The organism is Arthrobacter sp. NPDC092385 (assembly GCF_044755105.1).
Classification (GTDB): domain Bacteria; phylum Actinomycetota; class Actinomycetes; order Actinomycetales; family Micrococcaceae; genus Arthrobacter_D.
Window position 1 is genome coordinate 20,156 of sequence record NZ_JBIVQL010000016.1, and the last position, 24,373, is coordinate 44,528.

Here is a 24,373-nt window from a genome sequence, read left to right on the forward strand (position 1 = left end):
GTAAGGGGAAACCCCCACGGTGCGACAGCTTCATGCCTGCGTCACCACCGGGACCGCCGAGCGGACACGAACACCCTTGCCGGCCACAGCTCGTCGATGCGGCCTACCGGTCCTGGCGCTGCAGTCCGGCCAGCATGGTGCGGTTCCGGGCACCGGTCTTCCGCAGCATCGCGCCCACATGCTTCTCGACGGTCTTCACCGAGATGGCAAGCCGGGTGGCGATCTGCTTGTCGGCCAGGCTCTGTCCCAGCAGGTCACGCACCTCGAGCTCGCGGGCCGTGAGGCGGGCGGGCTGGTCCTCGTCCGTGGCCGCATGCCCGTGCGCTTCGGTGAAGCGGGTGAAGACGGCGCCGTCAAGAAGGGCATCTCCTCGGGCAGCCGCGACCACCACGCGCGCCACTTCGGCGGGGCTCGAGGCGAGCGAGAGGAACCCCCGCACACCCGACGCCGCCGCCAGGCGCAGCTGCTCGAGGCTCGGGTGATCAACGACAGCCACCAACGGCCTGTCAACAGGATCTTCCGTCTGCCCCGCCTGCTGCACCGCGGTGTACTGCTCGAGGAGTACCCAGTCCAGCACCAGCATGTCCGGCTGCAGCAGCGAGGTGGATTCCACCAGGTCCTCGAGGCTGCCCAGCTCCCCCATCACCTGCACTGACGGTTCGGACGTCTCGAGCAGGCGCACCAGCCCCGCACGGACCATGGGCTGGACACCGGCGACGAGCACCTTCCACCGCTCACGGGAGACCTCCCCGTTCGCGGAGTAGGGAACTTCAGCACGGATGATCGTCCCCCAGCCCGGCGTCGAGTTGACGGAGAGGTCCCCGCGCAGGAAGTGCGCGCGGGCCGCCATTCCATGGAGTCCCAGGCGTGCCGACGACGACGGGCCTTCCGGCCCGCGTTTCGCGGCGTCGAACCCGCGCCCGTTGTCCTCGATGACGGCGGTGATCCCGGTGGCGTTGTAGAACAGGCCCACACGGCAGGTACTGGCATGGGCGTGCACAAGAACGTTCCCCACGGCCTCCTGCATGATCATGAGCACCTGGTGGGCCACCTCGGGCGCGAGCTCGTGCGGTTCCCCAACTACCGAGAGGGTGGCGTCGAGAGGATGAACCGCTTCCACACGGTCCAGTTCCCTGCGGATGGCCTCCTCGAGGGTGCTGCCCACGAGGTTCGAGGGGCCGAGCCCGAGGACCGTGCGGCGGGTCTCGAAGAGGGCTTCGTGGGCGAGGACCCGGGCGGCGTCGATGTGCTGGGTCGACGGCGAACTACCAGGAGTGGCTTTGCCGCACGGTCGAGATGGAGCAGGACGGAGCCGAGGGAGCGGCCGATGGTCTCGTGGACGTCGCGCACCGCCCGTTCGCGTTCCCCGGCCACGGCCGCTTCGCGCTCCTTCGCGGCCGCGGCCTGGTGGAGCCGGGAGTTCATGATGGCGATGGCGGCATGGGTGGCGAAGAGTTCCACGAGGGAGGCGTCGGCGGCGGTGAAGGCCCGCCCCGGTCCGTCACTGAAGATGGCGAACGTGCCGATGATGGCTCCGTCCCAGGCGATCGGAACGCCGATGACGGCGCTCCCCCAGCGCGGGTCACTCGGGTGGATGTGGCCGGTGGGCACGGAGGCGTAACGGTCGAGGATCACGGTGCCTCGCTGCTTCACGATCTCTCCGGTGAGGCCTTCGCTCAGCGGGAACGTCTGGCCTTCGTGGCAGCCGACGCCCTGGTCCACTTCCTTGCGGTAGTACCCCTCGGTCTCGTGGACGATCGAGATGGAGCCGCTCTCGCAGTCGAGGAGCGCGACGGCGTGCCCGAGGACGCGCTCGAGGAGCGGGACCAACTCGAACTGTCCGGCGAGGTCTCCGGCGAGTTCGGTGATGCGATCCAACTCGGAGAGCGGAGTCTCACTCGGGCGGGTCTGGTTCGGCGTGGGAAGCTGCGGCATGTACGGCACCTGTCTCCGGCAACCCGGCGCGACACTGCGCACGGACCTTCAGGATACCGGGCGGCCGCCTACTGAGGCCGGCACAGCAGGGTCAGCGCGCTAGAACCGGTCATCCCCACATGACGTGCTGGACTCGGCAATCCGCTTGATGGCGGCGAGGGTCTTCGGGATGCCGTCGTGCGCGAGGCGGGTCCGGTCGGCGATCTGCGCGGGCGCATCATCCCCGAACTTCTCCTCGAACATGGCGATGCCGCCGGGCAGGAAATCCCAGGATTCGGTCAGAGTGGTTCCGGTGTCGGCCGGCGTCAGCGTGTAGCCCCAGCGCACCCTGTCACCGCCGACGACCCAGGCGAACTCACGGCCACGCTCTGCGGCCACGACCTGCGACCGGGTCTCCCAGGTGCGGTGCGGAAGCTCGTTGTGCCCTGTGAACCAGGCACCGACCTGGCCTGCACTGACGTCGTCCTCCCACCAGCACCGCGTACACACCGGACTCCATTCGCCGGTGCGGGTGATGTCGGAGACCAGGTCGTAGATGCTGTCCGCCGACGCCTGGATGGTGACGGATTCCTGGTGATGGCGGATCTCTGTCTGGCTCATGCGCCCATTCTCACAGAAGAATCCCCTCGTCCTGCGGGCATCGGCTGGAGCGATCTGTGCCCGCATAGACTGGGGCCTCGCGCTGCCTACGGAAGGCCCTCACATGTTGAACACCGAACGGACCGGCACCGGAAAGCCACTCGTCCTCGTGCATGGGCTCGGCTCGAGCGTCCGCACCTGGGACCCCGTCCTCCCCCTGCTGCTGGATCAGCGCGAGGTCATCGCCATCGACCTCCCCGGATTCGGCGGCAGCGAGCCGCTCGCGGGTGAGGTGACCATTGCGACCCTCACGGACGCCGTCGGGCAGTTCCTCGAGCAGGAGAACCTGCGCGACGCGGATGTCGTCGGAAGCTCGATGGGTGCGCGGATCGTGGTCGAGCTGGCGCGGCGGGGCCACGCCGGCAACGCGGTCGCCCTCGATCCCGGAGGATTCTGGAACGACACCCAGGTGCGCATCTTCAACGGCAGCATCACCGCGTCCATCGCGCTGGTACGGCGCCTCCAGCCCGTCCTGCCCTCACTCGTCCAGCAGGCAGCGGGCCGGACGGCGCTGCTCGCCCAGTTCTCCGCGGCCCCCTGGAAGCTCGACCCGGACCTCGTCCTGACGGAGCTCCGCGGCTTCGCCACCTCGCCCAGTCTCGACGCAGCGCGGAAGTCGCTCGCACACGGACCACGGCAGGCAGGCGCACCACAGGGGACGATCAAGGGCACGCTGGCGTTCGGCTGGGGCCGGTCGGACAGGGTCACCCCGCTCAGTGAGGCCGCCGTCGCCATGTCCCTCTATCCGGACGCCACCCTGCACGTCTTCGAGGACTGCGGGCACTTCCCGCACTGGGACCAGCCGCAAAAGACAGCCCGATTCATCCTCGACGCCACCGCCGCTGGGTCTTGATAACGATCCTCGGATCCGCATACCTGGCGAGCGTTCTGGTGACGCCTCGGTACGCAGGCCTCTGCCGGCGTCGCCGCCTATCTGGAGTTCGCGATTGCCTGACCCTGGTGCTGCAGGCCCACCAGCATGGTGCGGTTACGTGCCCCGGTCTTCCGCAGCATGGCGCTCACGTGCTTCTCGACCGTCTTCACCGAGATGGTGAGCCGCGTGGCGATCTGCTTGTCCGCCAGCCCTTCGGCCAGGAGGTCCCGTACCTCGAGTTCGCGGGCCGTCAGTGATATCGCCTCGCCTGCGTCCGCCGCGCGACTCTCCGTGAGGCGCGTGAACATCGCCCCGTCCAGCAGGGCATCACCGCGGGCCGCAGCGACGACGACGCGCGCCACCTCCGCGGGTGTCGAGGACAACGAGAGAAAGCCCCGCACGCCCGACGACGCGGCAGCCGCCAGCAGTTCGTCCGCGAAATGGTCGACGACGGCGACCACCGGCCGCTCGACGGTGTCCGCGTCCGCCGCCCGGGCTTGGGCATACAGGGCGAGCAGGTGCTCGTCGAGGACGATCATGTCCGGCTGCAGGAGGGACACAGACTCCGTGAGGTCCTCGAGCGTCCCGAACTCCCCGAGGACCTGCACCGACGGCTCGGACGTCTCGAGGAGCCGGACGAGGCCGGCCCGGATCAGTGGCTGCGTGCAGGCGACGAGGACCTTCCACCGTTCGCGGGAGGTGTCGCCGTTCGAGGAGTAGGGCACCTCGGCGCGGACGCTCGTGCCCCAGCCCGGCGTCGAGTCCACGTGCAGTTCACCCCGCAGGTAGTGAGCGCGGGCGGCCATGCCGTGCAGCCCGAGCCGGCTGCCTTTGAGATGCGACGCTTCCGGGGCCTCGAACCCGCGACCGTTGTCCTCGACGACGGCCGTGATGCCGGCGGAGTCGTAGAAGACGCCCACCCGGCACGCGGTGGCGCCGGCATGCGCCACCGAGTTGGCCACCGCCTCCTGGATGATCATGAAGAGCTGGTGCGCGACGGCGGGGGCCAACTCGTGGGGGTCTCCGGTCACCAGGAGCGTCACGTCGACCGGGTGGTCCGCGTTGACCCGGTCGAGTTCCTGGCGGACGGACTCCTCAAGGGTGCGGCCAGCCACGCTGGAGGGTCCGAGGCCCAGCACGGTGCGACGGGTCTCGAACAGCGCTTCGTGGGCGAGGACCCGGGCGCCGTCGATGTGCTGGATGGAGGGCGAGCCACCGGGTGTCGCCTTGTCTGCTCGGTCGAGGTGGAGCAGCAGCGAGCCGAGGGACCGCCCGATGGTCTCGTGGACCTCCTGCACGGCGCGTTCGCGTTCGCCGGCGACGGCGGCCTCGCGTTCCTTCGCTGCGGCCGCCTGGTGGAGCCGGGAGTTCATGATGGCGATGGCGGCGTGGTTGGCGAACAGTTCCACGAGCGAGGCGTCGCCCGGGCTGAAGACGCGCCCGGGTCCGTCACTGAAGATGGCGAACGTACCGATGATGCTGCCGGCCCACGTGATGGGGACGCCGATGACCGCGCTCCCCCACCGCGGGTCGGCCGGGTCGATGTGCCCCCTCGGCACGGACGCATACCGATCGAGGATCACGGTGCCGCGGGTCGTTACGATCTGCCCCGTGAGGCCTTCGGTCAGCGGGAAGGTCTGGCCTTCGCGGCAGCCGACGCCCTGGTCCACTTCCTTGCGGTAGTACCCCTCGGCCTCATGGACGATCGAGATGGAGCCGCTCTCGCATCCAAGGAGGGCGGCGGCATGCCCGAGGACGCGTTCGAGCAGCGGGACCAGTTCGAACTGGCCCGCTAGGTCACCGGCCAGCTCTGTGATGCGGTCGAGCTGGGACGGCGGGGTGTGGCTGTGTTGGTTCTGGGTGATGCTGGACGGAAGCTGCGGCATTGACGGCACCTGTCTCCTGCGACCGGGCGCGGCGCGGCGCTGCGCTCGGGGTTTCAGGATAGCGGGCCGCCATTAGAGAACCAGTAGACAACCTAAGTCGTCCTTGCAGACATAGCGGTCCCTGGGCCTTGGTTTGCCGCCGGACACCTATGTAATGAATGAGGACCGGCCTTGCTCGTACGCCCAACAGCTGTGAGTCGACACCCGGACTCTACGACACGGCGATTCCCTGTTCGAGTAGCGCATGCCCGTTCTGCTCCGAAGGCTAGCCTTCATAGATGGAGAAAGCAGAAGCTGCACAGATAACACAAAGAGTTGAAACTTTTCTAGGGATCGGGGATGACAGAAAACCAGCACTTACCAGGCTCTTCGTAAACCAGAGTGTGGGCCAGGTCTGACCGGGGTGGGCGCGTCGGTGGCGGGATAGAGGTCGAGGCCTTCCGATGATGGAAGTTCTGACGCTTGCCATCTGAAAGACCTCGACATGCCCCAGCCTACTTTTACGAGCCCTGACCTGACCACGTTCTGCCGACTCGACGAGCTAGGCCTGGAAGCCATCGGGCAACACCTCAGCCCGGATCGGGCGGTCATCGAGTGCCGCGTCCTTGCACTCGATCGGTGGTGTCGGTCCTGCGGCGGTGAAGGCGTCGTGCGCGACACCGTCATCCGCCGGCTTGCCCATGAGCCGTTCGGGCACCGACCCACAACGCTGTTGGTACGGGTACGTCGCTACCAGTGCACGCAATGCAACCAGACCTGGCGGCAAGACACCTCGAAAGCGGCCGAGTGGCGGGCGAAGATCTCCCGCCGCGGCCTGTCGTGGGCGCTGTTCGCGATTGTTGTCGATCACCTCACGGTGTCCCGGGTCGCAGCCGGTCTGGGAGTGTCCTGGCATACCGCGAACACTGCCGTTCTCGCGGAAGGTAGGCGCCGGCTGATCGATGACCCGGGCAGGTTCGAGGGGGTCACTGCGATCGGGGTGGACGAGCATGTATGGCGGCATACCCGCAAGGGCGACAAGTTCGTGACCGTCATCATTGATCTCACCCCGATCCGCGCCAAGACGGGCCCTGCACGGTTGTTGGACATGGTCGAGGGCCGCTCCAAACAGGTGTTCAAGACCTGGCTCGCGAACCGGCCCCAGGCGTGGCGTGATGGGGTGGAGGTGGTGGCGATGGATGGGTTCACTGGGTTCAAGACCGCGGCCACCGAGGAGCTCCCGGACGCTGTTCCGGTGATGGATCCCTTCCACGTCGTGCGCCTAGCTGGGGACGGGCTGGACCGGTGCCGCCAACGCGTCCAACAAACCACGACCGGGCACCGTGGTCGTTCCGGTGACCCGCTCTACCGGGCCAGGCGGACACTGCATACCGGTGCCGGTCTGCTGACCGATAAGCAGCAGAGACGCCTGGATGCAGTGTTCAAGGCTGAGGAGCACCTCGAGGTCGAAGCCACCTGGGGTATCTATCAGCGGATTGTCGCCGCGTACCGGGAGCCTGACAAGAAGACGGGCAAGCAGATGATGGAGGCCGTCATCGACGCTGTCACCAGCGGCGTCCCGACCGCCTTGGTCGAGGTGCGCCGGCTCGGCCGGACCCTGAAACAACGGGCCACGGATATCCTTGCGTTCTTCGACCGACCAGGCACCAGCAACGGACCCACCGAGGCGATCAACGGCCGTCTCGAGCACCTGCGCGGATCAGCCCTCGGCTTCAGGAACCTCACGAACTACATCGCCCGATCGCTGCTCGAATCCGGCGGCTTCAGGCCCCGTCTCCACTCTTAATTACGATGAGCCGCCAAACTCCGCGCTGACCGCGCTTCCCAATAGAACGCACCGTCAGTCGTGCGCTGCCTGCCAGAACTCCGCCCCGAACCCAGAAAGGTCCGGGCCTGCGAGTGCGACGCCGGGAAGGGGTCCGGCAATGGTCATGCAGTCCTCTCCAGCACTGCTGTCGGGGACTGCACACCGACGTAGGCGCCCCTGAAGAACAGCAGGGGTTCGGCGTCGAGCCGCGCGCTCAGGGACCGGACGCTCCCCACCACGATGGTGTGGTCACCGCCGTCGTACTCCTGGTGCAGCTCGCAGTCCACCCAGGCGAGCGCGTCCTCCAGGACCGGGTTGCCCAGCGGAGACGCGGTGTAGTCGACGCCGGCGAACTTGTCCGTGCCCGAGCGTGCGAACTGGCCCGCCAGGTGCTGGTGCTCCGCCGACAGGATGTTCACGGTGAATCGTCCCGCTGCACGGAGCAGAGGCCAGGTGGTGGAGGACCGCGCCGGACTGAAGGTGACCAGCGCCGGGTCGAGCGAGAGGGAGGCGAAGGACTGGCAGGTGAACCCGGCTGGACCCGTGGGCGTCGCCGCCGTGATCACCGTGAGCCCGGTGGCGAAGTGTCCCAACACCTGCCGAAGGCGCTGGGGGCTGAGGTCCGAGATGTCCGACATGATGGGTCCTTTCGTGGCGTTTGAATTCAATCAAGCACCGTTTGCGCCCGCATCCAAGAGCCGGGGAAGCGAGCTGTCGTATGAGGAAACACGGGGTCATCGACCGTCGTATTGGGTAGTGAGCAGGCCCGGAACAGCGGTGTTCTGCTGCACCAGGGTCAAGCGCTGAGAGCCACGGCTCTCCTGGACGCCCGACGTGTCTTCTCCAGCGCAGTGGCCAGGTCCTCCTGCAGGTCTGCCAGGTCCTCGACCCCGACGGACAGCCGGACCAGGTCGGTGGGCACAGCCAGCGGGGTCCCGCGGACCGAGGCGTGGGTCATCTCCGAGCAGTAGCAGACCAGCGATTCCACCCCGCCCAGGCTCACGGAGAGCGCGAAGAGGCGGGTCGATTCGGCGAACGCCCGTGCGGCGGCTTCTCCGGCACTGAAGCGCAGCGAGACGATCCCACCGAAGCCCGACATCTGGCGCGCTGCCAGGGCATGGCCCGGGTGCTCGGGCAGGCCGGGGTAGAGCACTTCCGCGACGCCGGGCTGATCCCGGAGCCATTCGGCGAGAGCCTGGGCATTGGAGGTGTGCCGCTCCATGCGCAGGCCGAGGGTCTTCAGGCCGCGGGCGGCCAGGAAGCAGTCCTGCGGCCCGGCGACCGCGCCGCCGGCGAACTGCTGATAGCCGATGGTCTCGGCCAGCGCGGTGCCGCGGAAGGAACGGTCGGCCACGACCACGGCACCGCCGAGCACGTCCGAATGCCCGCCGATGTACTTGGTGGTCGAGTGCACCACCACGTCCGCGCCGAGGTCCAACGGCCGCTGCAGGTAGGGCGAGGCGAACGTGTTGTCCACCACGAGCAGAGCCCCGGCATCGTGCGCCAGCGCCGCCCACCCGGCCAGATCCGCGATGCCCAGCAGCGGGTTCGACGGCGTCTCCACCCACAGCATCGCGGTGGAGCCCAGCCGGACCGCTGCGGCCACCGCCGCCAGGTCGGTGATGTCCACGGCCGTGTTCGCCACACCCCACGGGCCCAGCAGCCCGTTGATGAGCCGGTTGGTGCCGCCGTAGCCGTCCCCGCCGAGGACGATGTGATCGCCGGGGCGCAGCAGCGCCCGCAGCAGCGCGTCCTCGGCCGCCAGCCCGGAGGCGAAGGCGAAGGCCGCCGTCCCGTGCTCGAGCGCGGCCAGCTGGGCCTCGAAACCGTTGCGGGTCGGGTTGGAGCCCCGGCTGTACTCGTGCCCGGCCCGCAGCACGTTGATCCCGTCCTGCACGAAAGTGGAGGTCTGGTAGATCGGCGGGATCACCGCACCGGTCAACGGATCAGGGTCCTGCCCGGTGTGGACAGCTGTCGTATTGAACCCCGTGTACTGCGCCATGTCAGGCTCCTCTTCCTGCGAAGGCGGCAGGGGCCCCTGCCGCCGGAGAAGTAGCCGCGATGTCCGCGGCACCCACCAGCGGGGCCAGCGCCAGGTCCAGGTCCGCGACGAGGTCCGCCGCGGTTTCCAGACCCACGGAGAGCCGGATGGTGGTTTCTGCGATCCCGGCGGCGGCTCGCTGTTCCGGGGTGAGCCGGCAGTGCGTCATCGCAGCGGGGTGCGCGACCAGGGACCGGGTGTCCCCCACGTTGGCCACCAGCTTGAACAGCCGGAGCCGGTCGATGAAGTCCCCCACCTGCCCTGGCTCTGCGGCCAGGTCGAAGGAGAACACGCTGCCGGCCCCGTGCGGAAAGTCCCTGGCCGCGAGTCCGGCCTGCGGGTGGCCCGGAACGGAGGGGTGATGCACCGCTGCGACGGCCGGGTGGCCCGCCAGGAACCGGATGACGTCCCGGGTGTTCTGGGCGTGCCGGGCCACCCGGATGTCCAGGGTCTCCAGCCCCTGCAGGATCTGCGCGGCACTGCCCGGTGCGAGCGAGGGACCCAGATCGTGCAGGTACTTGCTGCGTGCGAGGGCCAGGTACGCGCCGTGGCCGTGGCGCTCCCACAGGATCTCCCCGCCGTAGCGGCGCTTGGGACGGGTGAGCTGCGGCCACCGGTCCGGGTAGGCGGAGAAATCGAACCGCCCACCGTCGACCACGGCGCCCGCGAGGGTACTCCCGTGCCCGCCGAGGAACTTCGTGGCCGAATACACCACGATGTCGGCCCCGTGATCGAGGGGCCGGAACAGGGCGGGAGTCGCCAGCGTGTTGTCCACCACCAGCGGCACCCCGGCGGCATGAGCGACCGCGGCGATCGCCGGCAGGTCCTGCAGCGTGGCCAGCGGATTGCCGATGGATTCGGTCAGGAAGGCCCGCGTCGTCGGAAGCACAGCGTCCTGCCAGGCACCGGGATGTGCGGGATCGGCGAAGCTGACCTCGATCCCGAAATCGTCGAAGGTGTCCGTCAGCAGGTCCACCGTCCCCCCGTACAGCTTCGACGACGCCACGATGTGCTGCCCGCCGCGGACCAGCGCCAGCAGGGCGACGGCGACGGCGGCCTGCCCGGTCGCCGTGGCCAGCGCGGCCACGCCGCCGTCGAGCGCGGCGATCCGCTGCTCCAGCACCGCCACCGTCGGATTACCGGTCCGCGTGTAGGTGAAGCCTGGCTCCTTCAACGCGAACATGCGCCGGGCCGACGCGTAGTCCGGGAATTCGTAAGCCGCGGTCTGATAGATGGGGACCGCCACGGGCCGGTAGGGCGCCTGCGGTTCATAACCTGCATGGATCTGGGAGGTGGCCGTACAGCCAGCGTCACCGGTACTCATCGAAGATGCTCCTTCGGCAGAAGTAGTTAGGACTTGAGGTCGAATCGTCTAGACAGGCTGCGTCACCGGTCCTGTCCGGGAACGCGGGAGCGGTGGGGCCTCATCCGCGGTGGACTGCGCTTCTGGAATCCAGGGATTAATGGCCGACACCGCGAACCTCCGGTAGACCTCCAAATGTCCCGACACGATGGAAAGGCTCTTATGAATGGCGGTCGCGGCAATGAGGGAATCGACTGCGGACACCTCGGCGTCGCTCAGCATCGGCCCCCATACAGCGGCGATATCAACGTCGACGGGAAGAATGTTCGAGCTGTAGGTGTCCACGAACTCCTGCACCCAGGCACCGATGGTCTGGTATTGCTGGTTCTCCCGGGTCACCAGATGCAGCTCTCCGATCGTCAAAGCGGAGACGAAGATCCGAGAGTGTCGCCTCCGCTGAAGAAAATCGACGACAGCCGTTGAAGGGCGTGAGCTCCACAACTCCACGATGACGTCGGTATCCAGAAGCAGGCCGCTTGTGCGTGCCATTCCTCAGACTGCCAGCGCAGGCAGACCAGCATTCTCCAAGCGATGTAGAACCACATGGGGTCTCAGGAGGAAGTCTACGAACGCTTCGCGTGGAGCCATCAATGCTTCGTAGTCGTGAATGCTCACTGCCGACAGTGGAACCTCGGCGTGGGACTCAGCACTTGGGGAAGTAGTAGCCATGGGCGGGCGGCACCGGGCCGCGTCCTTTCGGGAGCTCTTGCCCGCACCAGGTACCCCGAAGAGGGGCGAATGCGGACCGCTTCGTCATCCGAACCACCCACCGAGCGCGGGGTTGGTATGTGACCAAGTCGGAGCTTGGCGGCCACAGTTCATGAAGCTGTTGGAAGTATAAGCACGTAATTTCCTGTGACGCGAACATGCATGCCGATGACACGTCCCCGACGGACTACAGGCAGTTCACGGGCTGCGGACGAGCCTCCCGTCGTCATACAACGAATTTCTAGGACACATGACGTAAGACTTTCCCGCCGCACCGATTGCTGTTCATGATGGTGCGCAGCCCCTCCGTCTGGTGCTCGGCCGATGGTCGTGGAGGGGGCGTGCCTTACGTCACCGGTGGATTTAGAGCCCTAAGCCACACCATCCAGAGCAGCTGAGAGACCTGCCTCCATGACGCTGCAGCTTCCCCCGGATTCCCTGTCCGGAAAGGTGCTAATGGCAGGACCGATGGAAAGGACAGCATCATGACACTCGATCGCATCTCCACCAGCCTCGCCGGCTCGCTGCCGCGCACACCGGAACTGATCGCCGCCAACGCCGCCCGCACCTTTGCCGAGGACGGGTTCACCCTGGAACGGACACCGGAATTCGAAGGACTGCTCACCACTGCCGTGGTGGACCTCCTCCAACGCCAGAAGGAGCTTGGCACCACGATCCCGGAACTATTGGAGTAACCGCGCATGGCGCATAAGATCACCTTCAGCATTTCCACGACCCGTTTCGATGAGCACTACGTGCCGTCGACCACGTCGAGGGCCACCACGAATTTCGCTAATCTCGCCCGGGGCGAGAATCGGCAGCAGAACCTCCGTAACGTCCTGGAGATGATTGATCACCGATTGAACGACCTTGCGGAGCGAGGTGATGCACGACGGGATCATTATGTCGTCGAGCTCGACATTGTCTCCGTCGAGCTCGAGTTCTCCGCACAAGGGGCACACCAACGCTTTCCGCTGCTCGAGATGCTCGACATTCACATCCTCGACCCGCGCTCCGGGGAACGTCACGCAGGGATCGTGGGAAATAACTTCTCGTCGTATGTCCGCGACTACGACTTCAGTATCCGGCTGCCGTCGGTCAATGAAGGCACGACGGAGTTCGTCGTTCCCGAGGACTTCGGTGCGCTGCATGGCGTGCTCTTCCAGCGCTTCCTCGACTCCGCCGCGTACCGAGAACACTTCCCGAAGTCGCCGGTGATCTGTATCAGCGTCTCGACGAGCCGGACCTATCGTCGAACGGATGTCCGCCACCCGGTTCTTGGCGTCGAGTACGAGCAGGACGACTTCTCGCTGACGGACGACTATTTCAAGAAGATGGGACTGCAAGCCCGCTACTTCATGCCACGGGGCGCCGTAGCACCGCTTGCTTTCTATTTCCGCGGCGATCTACTCACGGACTATTCCGACCTGCAACTCATCGCCACCGTCAGCACGATGGAAAGTTTCCAGAAGATCTACCGACCGGAAATCTACAACGCGAACTCGACCGCCGGAAGTATCTACCGGCCGAGCCTGGAATCGCAGGACTTCACCCGGACGGACATCAATTATGACCGCATCGAACGCAACCGGCTTGCAGTCGTGCAGGGGCAGTACACGGAGGAACACCTCATCACGCCGCACAAGCTTGTCCTGGAACATTTGGTCACCGACCATCTCACTCCCGTCAACTGACGGGCGAAAGGCATCAAAATGAACACACTTCTCCCCACCGCTATCGTCGGCAGCTTGCCGAAACCATCATGGCTCGCGCAGCCAGAGACTCTGTGGTCCCCGTGGAAGTTACGCGACGGCGCGCTGGTCGAAGGTAAGCAGGATGCCCTCCGCAGCGCCGTCCACGAGCAGCACCGACACGGCATCGACATCATCAGCGACGGGGAACAGACGCGTCAGCATTTCGTCACGACGTTCATTGAACATCTCACCGGGGTCGACTTCAAGCAGCGCGAGACCGTCCGGATCCGCGATCGATACGACGCGAGCGTGCCAAGCGTCGTCGGTGCCGTAAGCCGTGACAAACCCGTGTTCGTCGCGGATGCGACGTTCCTGCGCGGACAGACCGATCAACCGATCAAGTGGACGCTCCCCGGACCGATGACAATGATCGACACACTCTACGACCGCCATTACAAAAGCCGACAAGCGCTGGCGTGGGAGTTCGCGACGATCCTCAACGAGGAAGCGAAGGAGCTCGAGGCAGCAGGCGTTGACATCATTCAGTTCGATGAACCCGCATTCAACGTCTTTCACGAGGAGGTACAGGACTGGGGAGTAGCCACGCTGGAAAGAGCGGCAGAAGGACTACGTGCAGAGACAGCCGTGCACATCTGCTACGGCTACGGGATTAAAGCGAACAACGATTGGAAGGCGACCCTCGGGCCAGAGTGGCGGCAGTACGAAAAATCGTTTCCACTCCTACGGCAGTCGTCCATCGATATCGTCTCGCTGGAATGCCACCACTCCCATGTCCCGATGGATCTCATTGAACTCATCCGTGGCAAGAAAGTCATGCTCGGAGCCATTGATGTGGCGAGCGAGACGATCGAAACCCCTGAGGAAGTTGCCGATACCCTCCGGGCGGCTCTCACATTCGTCGGGCCGGACAAACTGATTCCCAGCACGAACTGCGGTATGGCACCGCTACCCCGGAACGTCGCATTCGAAAAGCTAAGCGCACTAACGGCGGGCGCAGACATCGTGCGTGCCGAGCTTACCGCCCAACGGTCCTGACCCTCTATCACTGATTGACTATTTGGGAAAGGTCATTGGGGTCCATCGTAAATGAGAGTGTAAGTAGGGTCTGAAGCCGCCTGATTCGAGCATCGATCGGGCGATGTAATGGGTGAGGTTCCGGAACCCGAGGGCTGATCCGCGCAGGTGCTCGAGCAGTCCACTGATCGCTTCCGTGGGCCCATCGCTGGTGCCAGGCCGGTGGAAGAACGCGAGCACATCACCGGCACATTGTTTGAGGGTCCGGCCGACCCTGCAGATCTCGACCAGGGCCGCTGGAACGCCGGCGGTGACCGATATAACGACGGCCCGCATCAGCTCCTTTCCCTTCTTTTTGTCGGGTTCCCGGTACGCGGTGACGATCCGCTGATAGATCCCCCACGTCGCCTCCACCTCGAGGTGATCCTCGGTCCAGAAGACAGCGTAGAGACGCATGGTCTGCTTCTCGGTGAGCAGGTCGGCGCCGGTATGCAGTGTTCGGCGGGCCCGGTAGAGCGGATCCCATCACGACCCGGATGCCCGAGTGTCACTTGTTGGATGCGTTGCCGGCACCGGTCGAGCCCATCGCCTGCCAAGCGGACGACGTGGAAGGGATCCATGACGGGGAACGCGTTGCGGGAGTGCATCCATAAAAACTGCTCCCCGGGAGTCGACACCGAATTTCTCAGTCCAACTTCCGGGGAGCAGTTAAACCGGCTGTCCCTCCCTCTTCCATTTCCTTCGGTTCTGCAGGGCGCTATCCGCGGCCGAAGTCCCGTGACTTGGCCTTTCCGATGTCGGCCGTCTTAGATCGTCGCTGTGCGATCACACGGCCCTTCACCGCGGCTGAGGGTGGTGTGCCGTTGCTGAGGTCGGTGGCGAGGGCTGCGGCGACGGCTTCCCGACCGATCGGGGTATCACCGGTTCGTTCCATGAGAGTGTCGGCAAGCTTGGCGCGGCGGTCGCCGGAGTCCCACAGCTGCTGCGCGTTGGCGGTTGCGTTCTGGGCGTCGACGTCGTTTTGCAGGTCGCCGCTGACGACGGCCGCGGCCTGCTGTTCTGCTTCGGTGTGATCGCGCTGTGCTGCTCGATCAACTTGCTCACCGGCCTGCTCGACCTCCGGTGAGCCGTTGGCCTGAAGGTACTCCTCGGGCGTCAGCTTGTACCTGGTGCGGATCTCGTCGTGAATGTGCTCACGGGACAACCGTGCCATGTCGTCGAACGGCTCCCACTGCTGCGCCAGGGCGTACTGCGCAGCGATGTCCTCAGGTCTAGCCCCTTCCCAGAACTGGGGTTGGTGAACGGCGCCGAGCTGAGTGCGCATCACTGCCCGTTCGGCTTCAAACCGTTCCTCGAGCTGCTGACGTCTGGCACCCTCGGCCCTGACCATTTCTTCGTTTCGCTCGGCCCGCTGGCGGGCGAGCATCTCGCTCAATCGCCCTGCCAAGGCCATGGCCGACTGCAGCTGCGGACGGAACATCCCGTCGGCACCGTCTGGTGTGTTGTCGTGCATGATCTATCTCCCCATCTCTCGATCGTGCTTGCCGGCGTTCAGGGCGTTCTGATTGCGTCGTGCGGTCATGCGTGAACGCTGGGCTTCGGTCAGTTCCGGGACAACCTTCTGCGGTACACCGAGCGCCGGCTCGGGTGCCGGCTGCGGCGCTGCCAGACGCGGCTGGACAATCTCCGGCAACGGCTCGGCCACAAGGCTCAGGTGTTTGCTGACGGTCTCGTTCAGCAGCTGCACCTCGCGCAGCTCTTTGTTGCTCTGCTGCATGTTGTGCAGGGCTCTCATGGTGCGCAGCATCTGGTGCATGATCATCGCCTGAGCGACCGGTGACGGTGCTGTCGATGCGGCGAGCAGGAAGGCGGCTGTGCCTGCCATCCTCAGCGGTGGGTTCACCGGTTCGCTGATGGTGACACCGGACCGGTGTGCGGATCGCGCCAGGACACGCGAGGCATGCGCGAGCGGTCCCGGCTCGGGCTCGGTGGCCTTCGACCAGGCACCGAACACACCGGATGCTTCACGCGCGACGTGTGCCCACGTCTGGTGATCGCCGGGGGCCACGGACGCCATTGTCTGACGGGCCTTCGCGAGATCCAGTGCGAGCTTGCGCGCGGCGACCTCATCGACGGCGTGACCGCCGATCATCGACACCCGGGCACCTCGTGTCATGTCCGCGGCGTCACGGTGCACGATCCGCTGGTGGCGCTTAGCTGCCCACCATTCCTCGGCTGCTTCCTGCGACGCTTCCGGGGTGTCAGCCCACGCCGTACGCAGCGCCGGAAGGGTCAGATCCTTCGCGAGTTTCCCGCCGCCGAACCACACCGGGTCCATCCCCGCCGGTGGCCGTTCAGCCACGGAGTAGCCGGTGACAACAGAACGGCCGCCGTCAGCGAAGCGGGCACTGACGAGCAGTTCCTGGCGGCGTAGCCGGCGCACGAACTCAGCCTCGGAGGTGGAGGCGACGGCGCTGGAGCGAACAGTCCGCTCGAGGCGGTGACGGGCTGGTTCCTTCGCTCCTCCCACCTGGCGGTCGGCAAGCTGCTCGGCTGGCTTCAGACCCCTCTCGGAGTGCTGTCCGAGCTCGATGAGACCGAACTGCTTCTCGAGGTTCCGGGCGGCTGTCTGCGCCTTCGGGAAGTCCGACCAGTCACTCCACTTCGTGCCGTCCTGACGGACGCGGGAGGCAACGATATGGATGTGGTCGTTGCCGGCGGTGCTCGTGCCGTGGTGCACGGCGACCCACTGGCACGCGGCCTTCCCGCTCGTCTCGGTGAACCCCATGTCGTCCATGAACTTCTCTGCCATGTCCGCCCACTCGCGGTCACTGACAGGACGCTCGTCGGCACGCAGTGACAGTGAGCAGTGCCAGACGTGCTGGTCCATCTCGACGTCGCTAACCCGCTTGTTGAGGTCAATCTCCTGTGCCGCGAGAACCGCCGACTGGTCGTTGAGCTGCGCGTCTCCGAACCAGGCCATGATCGTCGGGCTGCCGGCCACAAGGTGCGGGTCCGTGTGCTCGTTGCTCTTCCCCGGGCCGACCAGGTACTTCATCAGACCGACAGTGCGGGAGCCCTTGGTGATGTTCGGGATCATGGCTTCAGCTCGTACATCTTCGCTTCGATCTGGCGCATCAGCTGGCGGGTCTCCTGCATCGCTGCAGCAGCGTACTCCTTGACCTCACCGGTTGCGTTCGCATGGCGAGCGATCTGGTTCATGTTGTTGGCTGCCGTCGCGATCAAGCGACGAATTTCGAGCAGAGTTACAACCTCCTGCTTCTTCACCGTGAGCACAGCCGGGTCCCCGGATCCCAGAGAGGCGTCGACGAGGATCGCGGACGGCGATAGACCTGTCTGAGCCTCGAGCTGCAGCAGCTGCGCACGCTCCATCTCCGACATCGAGACCCGCACGTACACGGTCTTACCTTCGATGCGCTTGCGCCGGGAAGACCACACGTGCTGCCTCGTGGTACGTCCTGACGTCTCCCCCGGGGACGACGCAGTGTTCTCAGCGGACTCCTGCTCGCTTCCTTCGCTCACGACTCCCCCGCCCTTAATCCTCAGGCCCAGCGCAGCGCCCCTCCAACGGAGGCTCCACACCCCGAGTGTGTCACCGCCCAGCCGCAGGCGCCAGCGGAATCCGCGTTTATGGCACATAAACACATAGCTTGCTCCGCAGGTGGTTGTGAACGCTCTTTCGTGACGGTCTGTTCCGGGTGGTGTTCGAGCTTTCGGTAGACGCTGCGCGTCTGGATTGACCCTCACGGCTGCGCCGTTCCGTTTCTGCTTGTGAATGTACTGTCCGCCCTTCTCTTGGCAAGGCTCCGAGGACGGCTTTCGCGGCATATCCTCGCTCCGCTCCGGTATTCCACGGTCCGACCTCTCCACCTTGCCAATTCACTTCGCGTCCAAGTGATGACGGCGTTGCCGAAAGGAACGGGGGCAAAGATGAAAGAGGGACTCATGGTGGGCACGATGATTGCACCGAAGGACGTGGCTGAGTTGTACGGCGTAACAAGCCAGGAGCTTGCTCAGTGGCGCCGAGCGAACATTGGACCGTCCTACTTCACGTTAGGGCGAAACACGGTCCGGTACGACTCCGGCGACATCGAAGACTGGTTCAACAACCCTGCTAACGGGTACCTCCACGACTACCCTGCTGGCCGATGAAAGCTGTGCCTCGTGACGCACGTCCGAGCACGACGTTAGGGTAAAGACATGGCTACCATCGACCTTGAAACCACCAAAGACCAAGCGCGCAAACTCCTCGACTCGCGCATCGAATCGGTCACCGATCTGGTGATTGCCCGGAAGCGCGTAGACGAGCTGCGCGAGCAACTCGCGGAAGCCGAGCGGGAAGACAAGAAGGCATACGTCCGGGCAACGAAGGACGGATGGAGTGAAGACGAACTGAAGAAGCTCGGGCTCGAGGCCGGCGGAGTCGCTAGGCGCCGAGCACGGCGCTCCTCGTCGACGTCGGATTCTCCTGCAACATCCTCCGGGGGCGCACTTTAATGGATCCCGCAACCTCGGCAGCGATCGCGACTTGGGTCAGGGCCTGTGCCGCGATACTGACGTTCGTCGTTGCCGTCGTCGCCGTCTTCTACGCGAAGGGACAGTTAGACAACGCGCAGAAGCAACTGACAAACGGCGCGAAGGATGCCGACGAAACACGCAAGCTACAACGTGAGCTTCTGACCGAGCAAGCCCAGCCCTACGTCGTGGTGACAATGGAGGAGAGCCGCGCCGGTGGAATGTTCATCGACCTGGTGGTGAAGAACTACGGGACGACTGCGGCCCAGGATGTGAAGGTATCGATCGATCCCCATCCGGAGCGGGCAGCGCATGCAGGCGACAAGCTCGAGCAAGTCAAGATTCCTGAGACCATCCATGTCCTCGCACCCGGCCAGGAATGGCGAACGTTCTGGGACTCAGGAAACGCTCGTCATGACTCAGGTCTCCCCAGCGAACACGCCGCGACGGTGACCTATGCAGGTATTGGCGAGAAGCGTCTCGAGTTCAAGACGACATTGAGTTGGGAGTTCTTCGAGAGCCGGTTGTGGCTGGAAATCCGAGGGATGCACGACCTCGCGAAAGCGACTCGCGAGATCGACAAGAAGCTCGGACGGCTCATGGATGGAAACGCACTGTCGGTGCTGAGCTATGACGGCCACTTCGAACAGGAGCGCCGCCAATCACGGTTGGAAGCCAAGATCCGGGGATGGCGGGCTCGCCATGCAGCTTCGACCGAAAGTTGAACGATTGGATCGGGCCGGACGTCAGCTCGCGACCCCCAAGATCAACGTGTGCACAGAAACGCATGAGGGGCGGGTCCTACCATTGGTAGGACCCGCCCCTTCGCTGAGCACTACCTAGCGTTCCATCCCACTGTCGCGGTTCAATCTCGGTCCTGATGCGCCGTTGTCGCGGTGCTTTCGTGAGGGTTCATCAGGAGCTTGGCCGGGCTTCGGTGGGTTGGGGAACGCCCGCCGCATATGCCGCTTCAATTCCTCCAGTTCGGGAGTGAGCGTCGTTTGCGCGGCGTCTTCTCCACGCATCTCACGGCTGATTCGCTCCACCTCCCACTTGGCCTTCTCGAGGGCATCTGTGTGCTTAAACGGCTGCTTTAGGGCGTTCGCTGCGTCCCGGTACTCTTGGCGCGCTTCCTCCAGCTGACGCTCACGCTTCACCACCTCATCAGGCAGTCGCGTGACCTGGTTTTCGAGGCGCTGGATCACACCCACAGTCGGGAAGAGAGCATCATTGCGCTTGAGGTCCACCGCGACGCCCGGCGCACCCTCAATCTGCAACTCGACGCGGGACGCACCCATCTCAACCATGTTCGCCTGGCCCTGGACGAACCTGATGTCATGACCGCCGATCGAGGCCATCACACCAAGATCCTTCGACCCCTGAATAGGGGGTCGTCCTGCTGCGTTCCTGTCCGCCCACGTGCGCAGCGCCTCCACTGCGTCCGTGCGCTTATCGACGGTCCTACCGTTGATAGTCATGCGGAAGGCATCACCGCCGACGTCGGGCGTTGTACGCGCAGCTGCTTCCTTCAGTGCAGGCAGTTCCGCGACGAGTGCTTTGCCTCGGACAATTGCGCTGTCCTTGCGCCGGCTGAGCGCTGCCTGGTTGCGGTGCCAGCCGCGCTCAAGGCGCTGCAGGCGGGTAAGTTCCTGATCGGCTTTGGACTTCTCCAAGATGAGCGGGTTACCGCTGGAGATGGCTTTGACCTCCGCGAAGGACAGAGTGTTGTCACCTACGTCCTCGATCTCGCGGACATCGAGTCGGCCGCGCATGATCTGGTCGATAAACTTGCTCTTGCGCTCCAGCGTCTGCCACATGAAGGTGTCGAACGATCCCTTGGTGACTACCTGCGAGATGCTGACCTCGGGGTTCTGATTGCCTTGGCGGATGATGCGGCCATGACGCTGGGAGACGTCGGCCGGCCGCCATGGTGCGTCGAGGTCGACCAGGTGCACGGCGCGGGCCTGCATGTTCGTACCCGTACCCATCTTCTGTGTCGATCCGATGAGCACGGCGACGTCGCCGGTTCGGCAGGCCTCGAAGAGCCGGCCTTTCTCGGCGTCGTTCTTCGCCTCATGCGCGAAGCGCACCTTGTGCTCGGGCACGCCTCGCTGCACCAGGTCCTCACGCAGCTGCCCGTAGACGTTCCACTTGTCCGAGGGAGTGCCGAGGTCGCAGAACACGATCTGCAGGGCGCCCGGTGTCGGGTGCGTATCTTTCGTTTCCGGGTCGATGTAGACGCGGTCCTTGGTCTCCTCGTACACCTTGGCCACGAGGTCCGCGGTCGCACTGATCTTCGTGGCTCCGACGAGGGCGTCGAGTTCCGGGTCGACCAGGCGCATGTCGAGGGCGGCTTTGCGTCCGTCGCTGGAAATCTTCAGCATGTTGTCCTCGGTCGGGTCGACCAGACGTGCCTGGATCTTCTCGGCGCGGTCTGCGATGTCCGCGATGTACGCCTCGAGCTCGATGGACGGCTCAACGGTGACCATGCGGGGCAGGCGCCTGCCGTCCTCACGTTCCTCGATGTCGGGTACGGGCAGCTGCAGGTCCTCGGCGGTCTTCACGTCCGCGAAGGTGTGGAACATCTTCAGCAGCTCGGGCACGTTCTGGAACTTCGAGAACCGTTCCTTCATCTTGAAGCTGTCACCGCCGGCGACGGTCATCTCCATCTCGGTGACGACCTGACCGAAGGTCGCAGCCCACGTGTCGAAGTCGTTGATGCCGGCCTTCTCCAACAGGTCAGGACGCAGGTAGCGCTGCATCACATACATCTCGGTGACACTGTTGGCGATCGGCGTCGCCGTAGCGCCGGTGATCACCCGATCACCGTGCACGCTGCGCAGGTACTCGACCTTCGCGTGGAGGTCCGATGCACGCTTGGACCCGTCGATTGCCGCGTCCTGAATGTTGGAGGCGGTCGAGAGGTTCTTGAAGTCGTGCAGCTCGTCCACGACCAGATAGTCGATGCCTGTCTGCTCGAACGTGATGCCCGGGTCGGCGGGGGTCTCGCGGAGCCGTTTAATCTTCTCCTCATCGGCCTGCAGGCGTGACTCCAGCTTCTTGACGCTCATAGCCTTGTTGCCGCTTGCGAGGGCTCGTTCCTTCGCCGCCAGAATCTCCTGGCGCTTCCGGTCAACCTCACGGGTGAGGTACTCGGACTCGGACTCGGCAGAGAGCGGGATGCGCTCGAACGCGGTGCGGGTCATGATCACTGCGTCCCAGTCATTCGCGGCCGCACGCGCCACAAACTGTCGGCGCTTGTCGCCGGCGAGGTCGGCGGACGACGCGGCGAGGATCTGCGCCTGGGGGTAGATCTGCAGCCATTCGCGGGCGAACTGGTCGAGCATGTGGTTAGGTACGACGATCGCGGGCTTGCGCGCCATGCCGAGTCGCCGCAGCTCCATTGAACCCATGACCATCTCAGCGGTCTTGCCTGCTCCGACCTCGTGGAAGAGTCCCACCGACGGCTCGGAAATCATGCGCGCCACGGCGGCACGCTGGTGGGGTTTGGGAGTCCAGTCCTTCTTGAGCCCGGGCAGGGTCAGGCGTTCACCTTCGACGGTGTAGTCGCGCAGCACAAGCGAGTTGAACCTACGGTTGTATTCGTCGGTGAGGGCGATGGCGCGGTCTGCGTCCTCCCACACCCACTCCCCGAAACGGTCCTGCATCAACTGGGCCTTCTCCTGAGCCGATGCTGTCTCGACAGGGTTGAGGATGCGTCGCTGGCTCTCGGGATCGGGGTCCGGGTCAGTGACCTGCACGCGTTTCTGTTCGAGTAGGCACTTGAAGATTTCGCCCGCCGGCATCCGCTCGGTCCCCCAGTCGTTGCGGGCCAGGAAGCTGTGCCTGTTTGCCTGAACGTCCCAGTTCGCGCCGGTCACCCGGTCGACGCGTGCCCGCGGGTCGCGGGTGATGGTCTGCAGGAACTCCTGATGGACGTCGGCCGAGATCCAGATGGAGCCGATGCGGGCTTCAATTTCATCCGCGCCCAACGGCAGCGGCATGGCCGCTTTCAGGTCCTCGACGTTGCGCAGGAACCGTTCGTCCTCGGCCGCGGCGACCGTGGCGACGTCGAGCTTCTCCCGAATGTTGCCGCTGAGGTACTCGGCCCGGGTTTCCATGACGCCGGGTTCGCCGGGGATGTCGTAGACCAGCTCCCCCAGTGCGTCCCTGGCCGCTGCTGGGTCGACGCCGAGCAGGTTGGCTATCTCGGTGAGGTCGACGTCGCCTCGGGCATCCAGAGTAACCGCAAGGGCCTCAGCCGGGGTGTCGACGCCTCGGATGGGTTGGCGCGGCTGGACCTGGCGTTCGTTCTGCAGCGCTGCCGGGGTCGCCTTCTGACTGGCCTCGTTGAACCGCTCCAGAGCAGGGACGATCGGCCCGAAGGGGTCGATGCGCAGCAGCGCCACTGCCTTCGGCGTCACCCTGGCCATGATGTCCGCGCCGGCGTCGTTGACCTTGCCGGTGCGACGTTCGGTGAATCGGTTGATCGGGCCGAAGGAATCCACGTAGGTGCGGTAGGAATCGCGCAGGTTGGCGCGTTCGGCGGCGAGCTCCGGGGTGTCCTCCACGTTGCTCGCCTCGAGCGTGAGCACGGAGCGGGCGAGGTCGCGGAGCCGGAGCAGGGACCGCAGTTCGCGCGCCTGGGTTGCGGGGACCTTCAACGGGGCGATTGATCCATCGGTGTCGACCTGGCGGAAGGTGCCGTCCGGTTCGGAAATGATGTGTCCGGCCTGGAGCTGCTTGCCTGCTGGGACGATGGCGACGGACTCGATGATCTGCCCTGGCTCACGTTCTGCCACTCCCCTGCCGGCGTCGACGGCGGTGAGGGCAAGATCCTGCAACTGGTCGTGCAGCTGCTCCGGTACGGCGGACAGATCCTCGTTGCGCACAGTGAGGGTGGCTGACCCGTACATGCCGTTGCCCACCATGGGCTCACCCAGTACCCGCTGCGGGTTCTCGATGAAGTAGGCGTTCATCCGGGCCACGTCCTGGCTCGCGTCGAGCATTACGTCCTGCGCGGCATCCTGGCTGTCACCTACGGACAAGACGCGTGACTCCAGCCACTGCGGGCTCATCGGTTCTTCACCCGGGAGCCGCTTGCGGAAGATCAGGACGTCAGTGAGGGCGTCGGTGCCGGCGGCGCGACGGTGCGCACCGCTCGGCAAGCGAACCGCCCCGAGCAGGTCGGCCGTCTCGTAGATTTCGCGGCGGGCTGCCGGGTTTTGGGCGTCCATCGTGAACGCGGACGAGATGACGCCGACGACACCACCGGGCCGGGTGAGGTCGAGTGACTTGATGATGAAGTGGTTGTGCATCGAGTGGTTGCCCGCGTTGTGCCGCGGGTCGTGCAGTCTGGTCTTGGCGAACGGGACGTTGCCGACGGCAGCGTCGAAGTATCCAGTCGGCAGGCGCGTGTCAGCGAAGGACTCGGCGCGAATGTCGGCGTCCGGGTAGAGGGCCTGAGAGATTCCCGCGGTGATCGGGTCCAGCTCCACACCGGTCATGGTCACGGTTTCGGGCGCGAGGCCGATGAAGGTGCCCGCACCTGATCCCGGTTCGAGCACGCGGCCGCCGGTGAAGCCCAGAGTGTTCAGGGTCTGCCAGAGTTCCGTGGCGAGGGCGGGGTCGGTGTAGTGGGCGTTAATGACGGTTCGGTTCGCAGCCCGGTACTCGCTCTCGCTCAGCAGCTCGCGCAGCTCGGCGCGGTCAGCTTCGTACTCCGTCCGGGTCTCATCGAACACCTCAGCCACACCTGTGGCACCCCAGCTCCCCCACCGGGCCAGCACGGCACGCTCCTGCACCGTGGCTGCCCGATCCTGGTCCTGCAGCTCGCGCAGGACGCGCAGCACAGC

Annotated in this window: 19 protein-coding genes, 1 pseudogene and 1 riboswitch; of the genes and pseudogenes, 7 read left to right on the plus strand and 13 right to left on the minus strand. The window is 65.2% G+C overall.

Annotated features, from left to right (window positions below; translation table 11 throughout):
* Nucleotides 1-103 precede the first annotated feature (103 nt).
* From ACIQCY_RS15950 to ACIQCY_RS15960, 3 genes are all read right to left on the minus strand, one after another.
* Complete coding sequence (locus tag ACIQCY_RS15950) at nucleotides 104-1,165, minus strand: response regulator transcription factor family protein (RefSeq protein WP_158504553.1); 1,062 nt, start codon at nucleotides 1,163-1,165, stop codon at nucleotides 104-106.
* Nucleotides 1,081-1,935: a GAF domain-containing protein gene (locus ACIQCY_RS15955; RefSeq protein ID WP_158504552.1), complete on the minus strand. Its 855-nt coding sequence runs from the start codon at nucleotides 1,933-1,935 to the stop codon at nucleotides 1,081-1,083. Before ACIQCY_RS15955 ends, ACIQCY_RS15950 begins: the two co-directional genes overlap by 85 nt.
* Nucleotides 1,936-2,034: 99 nt before the next feature.
* The gene (locus ACIQCY_RS15960; protein ID WP_158504551.1) at nucleotides 2,035-2,535 is read right to left on the minus strand and encodes an SRPBCC family protein; all 501 of its coding nucleotides are present in this window, start codon (nucleotides 2,533-2,535) and stop codon (nucleotides 2,035-2,037) included.
* 103 nt (nucleotides 2,536-2,638) lie between these two features.
* On the opposite strand from ACIQCY_RS15960, the gene ACIQCY_RS15965 reads away from it, so the two are divergent.
* Nucleotides 2,639-3,427: an alpha/beta fold hydrolase gene (locus ACIQCY_RS15965; protein ID WP_158504550.1), complete on the plus strand. Its 789-nt coding sequence runs from the start codon at nucleotides 2,639-2,641 to the stop codon at nucleotides 3,425-3,427.
* Nucleotides 3,428-3,504: 77 nt separating this feature from the next.
* Here ACIQCY_RS15965 and ACIQCY_RS15970 read toward each other — a convergent pair whose 3' ends face one another.
* Nucleotides 3,505-5,334 carry a GAF domain-containing protein gene (locus ACIQCY_RS15970; protein WP_158504549.1) on the minus strand — a complete coding sequence of 610 codons (1,830 nt, stop codon included), beginning with the start codon at nucleotides 5,332-5,334 and terminating at the stop codon, nucleotides 3,505-3,507.
* A gap of 484 nt (nucleotides 5,335-5,818) precedes the next feature.
* Between ACIQCY_RS15970 and ACIQCY_RS15975 the strand changes: the two genes are divergently transcribed.
* Nucleotides 5,819-7,120, plus strand: a complete 1,302-nt coding sequence (locus tag ACIQCY_RS15975) for an ISL3 family transposase (protein ID WP_158504548.1) — start codon at nucleotides 5,819-5,821, stop codon at nucleotides 7,118-7,120.
* A gap of 143 nt (nucleotides 7,121-7,263) precedes the next feature.
* On the opposite strand, the gene ACIQCY_RS15980 is transcribed toward ACIQCY_RS15975, so the two are convergent.
* From ACIQCY_RS15980 to ACIQCY_RS15995, 4 genes are all read right to left on the minus strand, one after another.
* Complete coding sequence (locus ACIQCY_RS15980) at nucleotides 7,264-7,779, minus strand: flavin reductase family protein (RefSeq protein ID WP_158504547.1); 516 nt, start codon at nucleotides 7,777-7,779, stop codon at nucleotides 7,264-7,266.
* Between the two features lie 158 nt (nucleotides 7,780-7,937).
* Complete coding sequence (locus ACIQCY_RS15985) at nucleotides 7,938-9,143, minus strand: cystathionine gamma-synthase (RefSeq protein ID WP_158504568.1); 1,206 nt, start codon at nucleotides 9,141-9,143, stop codon at nucleotides 7,938-7,940.
* Between the two features lies 1 nt (nucleotide 9,144).
* A complete protein-coding gene (locus tag ACIQCY_RS15990) occupies nucleotides 9,145-10,506 on the minus strand; it encodes an O-acetylhomoserine aminocarboxypropyltransferase/cysteine synthase family protein (protein WP_400484862.1) in 1,362 nt (453 codons plus the stop codon).
* A gap of 48 nt (nucleotides 10,507-10,554) precedes the next feature.
* Complete coding sequence (locus ACIQCY_RS15995; protein ID WP_158504546.1) at nucleotides 10,555-11,034, minus strand: PIN domain-containing protein; 480 nt, start codon at nucleotides 11,032-11,034, stop codon at nucleotides 10,555-10,557.
* Nucleotides 11,035-11,242: 208 nt separating this feature from the next.
* Nucleotides 11,243-11,371, minus strand: a riboswitch (SAM riboswitch).
* A gap of 367 nt (nucleotides 11,372-11,738) precedes the next feature.
* Here ACIQCY_RS15995 and ACIQCY_RS16000 point away from each other — a divergent pair.
* The 3 genes from ACIQCY_RS16000 to ACIQCY_RS16010 are packed head-to-tail and all read left to right on the plus strand — an operon-like array spanning nucleotide 11,739 to nucleotide 14,003.
* A complete protein-coding gene (locus ACIQCY_RS16000) occupies nucleotides 11,739-11,948 on the plus strand; it encodes a hypothetical protein (RefSeq protein WP_196597079.1) in 210 nt (69 codons plus the stop codon).
* Nucleotides 11,949-11,954: 6 nt separating this feature from the next.
* The gene (locus ACIQCY_RS16005) at nucleotides 11,955-12,947 is read left to right on the plus strand and encodes a putative oxygenase MesX (RefSeq protein ID WP_158504545.1); all 993 of its coding nucleotides are present in this window, start codon (nucleotides 11,955-11,957) and stop codon (nucleotides 12,945-12,947) included.
* Between the two features lie 18 nt (nucleotides 12,948-12,965).
* On the plus strand, nucleotides 12,966-14,003 hold the full coding sequence (locus ACIQCY_RS16010; protein WP_158504544.1) for a methionine synthase: 1,038 nt from the start codon (nucleotides 12,966-12,968) through the stop codon (nucleotides 14,001-14,003).
* Nucleotides 14,004-14,021: 18 nt separating this feature from the next.
* Here the strand turns inward: ACIQCY_RS16010 and ACIQCY_RS16015 are convergent.
* From ACIQCY_RS16015 to mobC, 4 genes and pseudogenes are all read right to left on the minus strand, one after another.
* A pseudogene (locus tag ACIQCY_RS16015) lies at nucleotides 14,022-14,617 on the minus strand (transposase); the annotation flags it as partial.
* A gap of 122 nt (nucleotides 14,618-14,739) precedes the next feature.
* Entirely contained in the window at nucleotides 14,740-15,495 is a 756-nt protein-coding gene (locus ACIQCY_RS16020) for a hypothetical protein (protein WP_400484863.1), read from the minus strand.
* 3 nt (nucleotides 15,496-15,498) lie between these two features.
* Complete coding sequence (locus ACIQCY_RS16025; protein ID WP_158504542.1) at nucleotides 15,499-17,082, minus strand: relaxase/mobilization nuclease domain-containing protein; 1,584 nt, start codon at nucleotides 17,080-17,082, stop codon at nucleotides 15,499-15,501.
* Entirely contained in the window at nucleotides 17,079-17,441 is a 363-nt protein-coding gene (gene mobC / locus ACIQCY_RS16030; RefSeq protein ID WP_400484864.1) for a plasmid mobilization relaxosome protein MobC, read from the minus strand. Before mobC ends, ACIQCY_RS16025 begins: the two co-directional genes overlap by 4 nt.
* Before the next feature lie 762 nt (nucleotides 17,442-18,203).
* On the opposite strand from mobC, the gene ACIQCY_RS16035 reads away from it, so the two are divergent.
* Both ACIQCY_RS16035 and ACIQCY_RS16040 read left to right on the plus strand, forming a co-directional pair.
* Entirely contained in the window at nucleotides 18,204-18,500 is a 297-nt protein-coding gene (locus tag ACIQCY_RS16035; RefSeq protein ID WP_158504541.1) for a hypothetical protein, read from the plus strand.
* Nucleotides 18,500-19,243, plus strand: coding sequence for a hypothetical protein (locus ACIQCY_RS16040; protein WP_158504540.1), 744 nt, complete (start codon nucleotides 18,500-18,502; stop codon nucleotides 19,241-19,243). Before ACIQCY_RS16035 ends, ACIQCY_RS16040 begins: the two co-directional genes overlap by 1 nt.
* 114 nt (nucleotides 19,244-19,357) lie before the next feature.
* Here ACIQCY_RS16040 and ACIQCY_RS16045 read toward each other — a convergent pair whose 3' ends face one another.
* The gene (locus tag ACIQCY_RS16045; protein WP_196597076.1) at nucleotides 19,358-24,370 is read right to left on the minus strand and encodes a helicase-related protein; all 5,013 of its coding nucleotides are present in this window, start codon (nucleotides 24,368-24,370) and stop codon (nucleotides 19,358-19,360) included.
* Nucleotides 24,371-24,373: the final 3 nt, after the last annotated feature.

What these genes read in the sequence shown, in the direction of transcription:
- ACIQCY_RS16010 (WP_158504544.1), top strand. Translation starts at nt 12,966, where the DNA reads ATGAACACACTTCTCCCCACCGCTATCGTCGGCAGCTTGCCGAAACCA.
- ACIQCY_RS15970 (WP_158504549.1), bottom strand. Translation starts at nt 5,334, where the DNA reads ATGCCGCAGCTTCCGTCCAGCATCACCCAGAACCAACACAGCCACACC.
- ACIQCY_RS15980 (WP_158504547.1), bottom strand. Translation starts at nt 7,779, where the DNA reads ATGTCGGACATCTCGGACCTCAGCCCCCAGCGCCTTCGGCAGGTGTTG.
- ACIQCY_RS15995 (WP_158504546.1), bottom strand. Translation starts at nt 11,034, where the DNA reads ATGGCACGCACAAGCGGCCTGCTTCTGGATACCGACGTCATCGTGGAG.
- ACIQCY_RS15990 (WP_400484862.1), bottom strand. Translation starts at nt 10,506, where the DNA reads ATGAGTACCGGTGACGCTGGCTGTACGGCCACCTCCCAGATCCATGCA.
- ACIQCY_RS16005 (WP_158504545.1), top strand. Translation starts at nt 11,955, where the DNA reads ATGGCGCATAAGATCACCTTCAGCATTTCCACGACCCGTTTCGATGAG.
- ACIQCY_RS15985 (WP_158504568.1), bottom strand. Translation starts at nt 9,143, where the DNA reads ATGGCGCAGTACACGGGGTTCAATACGACAGCTGTCCACACCGGGCAG.
- ACIQCY_RS15975 (WP_158504548.1), top strand. Translation starts at nt 5,819, where the DNA reads ATGCCCCAGCCTACTTTTACGAGCCCTGACCTGACCACGTTCTGCCGA.
- ACIQCY_RS16035 (WP_158504541.1), top strand. Translation starts at nt 18,204, where the DNA reads ATGGCTACCATCGACCTTGAAACCACCAAAGACCAAGCGCGCAAACTC.
- ACIQCY_RS16025 (WP_158504542.1), bottom strand. Translation starts at nt 17,082, where the DNA reads ATGATCCCGAACATCACCAAGGGCTCCCGCACTGTCGGTCTGATGAAG.
- ACIQCY_RS16040 (WP_158504540.1), top strand. Translation starts at nt 18,500, where the DNA reads ATGGATCCCGCAACCTCGGCAGCGATCGCGACTTGGGTCAGGGCCTGT.
- ACIQCY_RS16000 (WP_196597079.1), top strand. Translation starts at nt 11,739, where the DNA reads ATGACACTCGATCGCATCTCCACCAGCCTCGCCGGCTCGCTGCCGCGC.
- ACIQCY_RS15965 (WP_158504550.1), top strand. Translation starts at nt 2,639, where the DNA reads ATGTTGAACACCGAACGGACCGGCACCGGAAAGCCACTCGTCCTCGTG.
- ACIQCY_RS15960 (WP_158504551.1), bottom strand. Translation starts at nt 2,535, where the DNA reads ATGAGCCAGACAGAGATCCGCCATCACCAGGAATCCGTCACCATCCAG.
- ACIQCY_RS16020 (WP_400484863.1), bottom strand. Translation starts at nt 15,495, where the DNA reads ATGCACGACAACACACCAGACGGTGCCGACGGGATGTTCCGTCCGCAG.
- ACIQCY_RS15955 (WP_158504552.1), bottom strand. Translation starts at nt 1,935, where the DNA reads ATGCCGCAGCTTCCCACGCCGAACCAGACCCGCCCGAGTGAGACTCCG.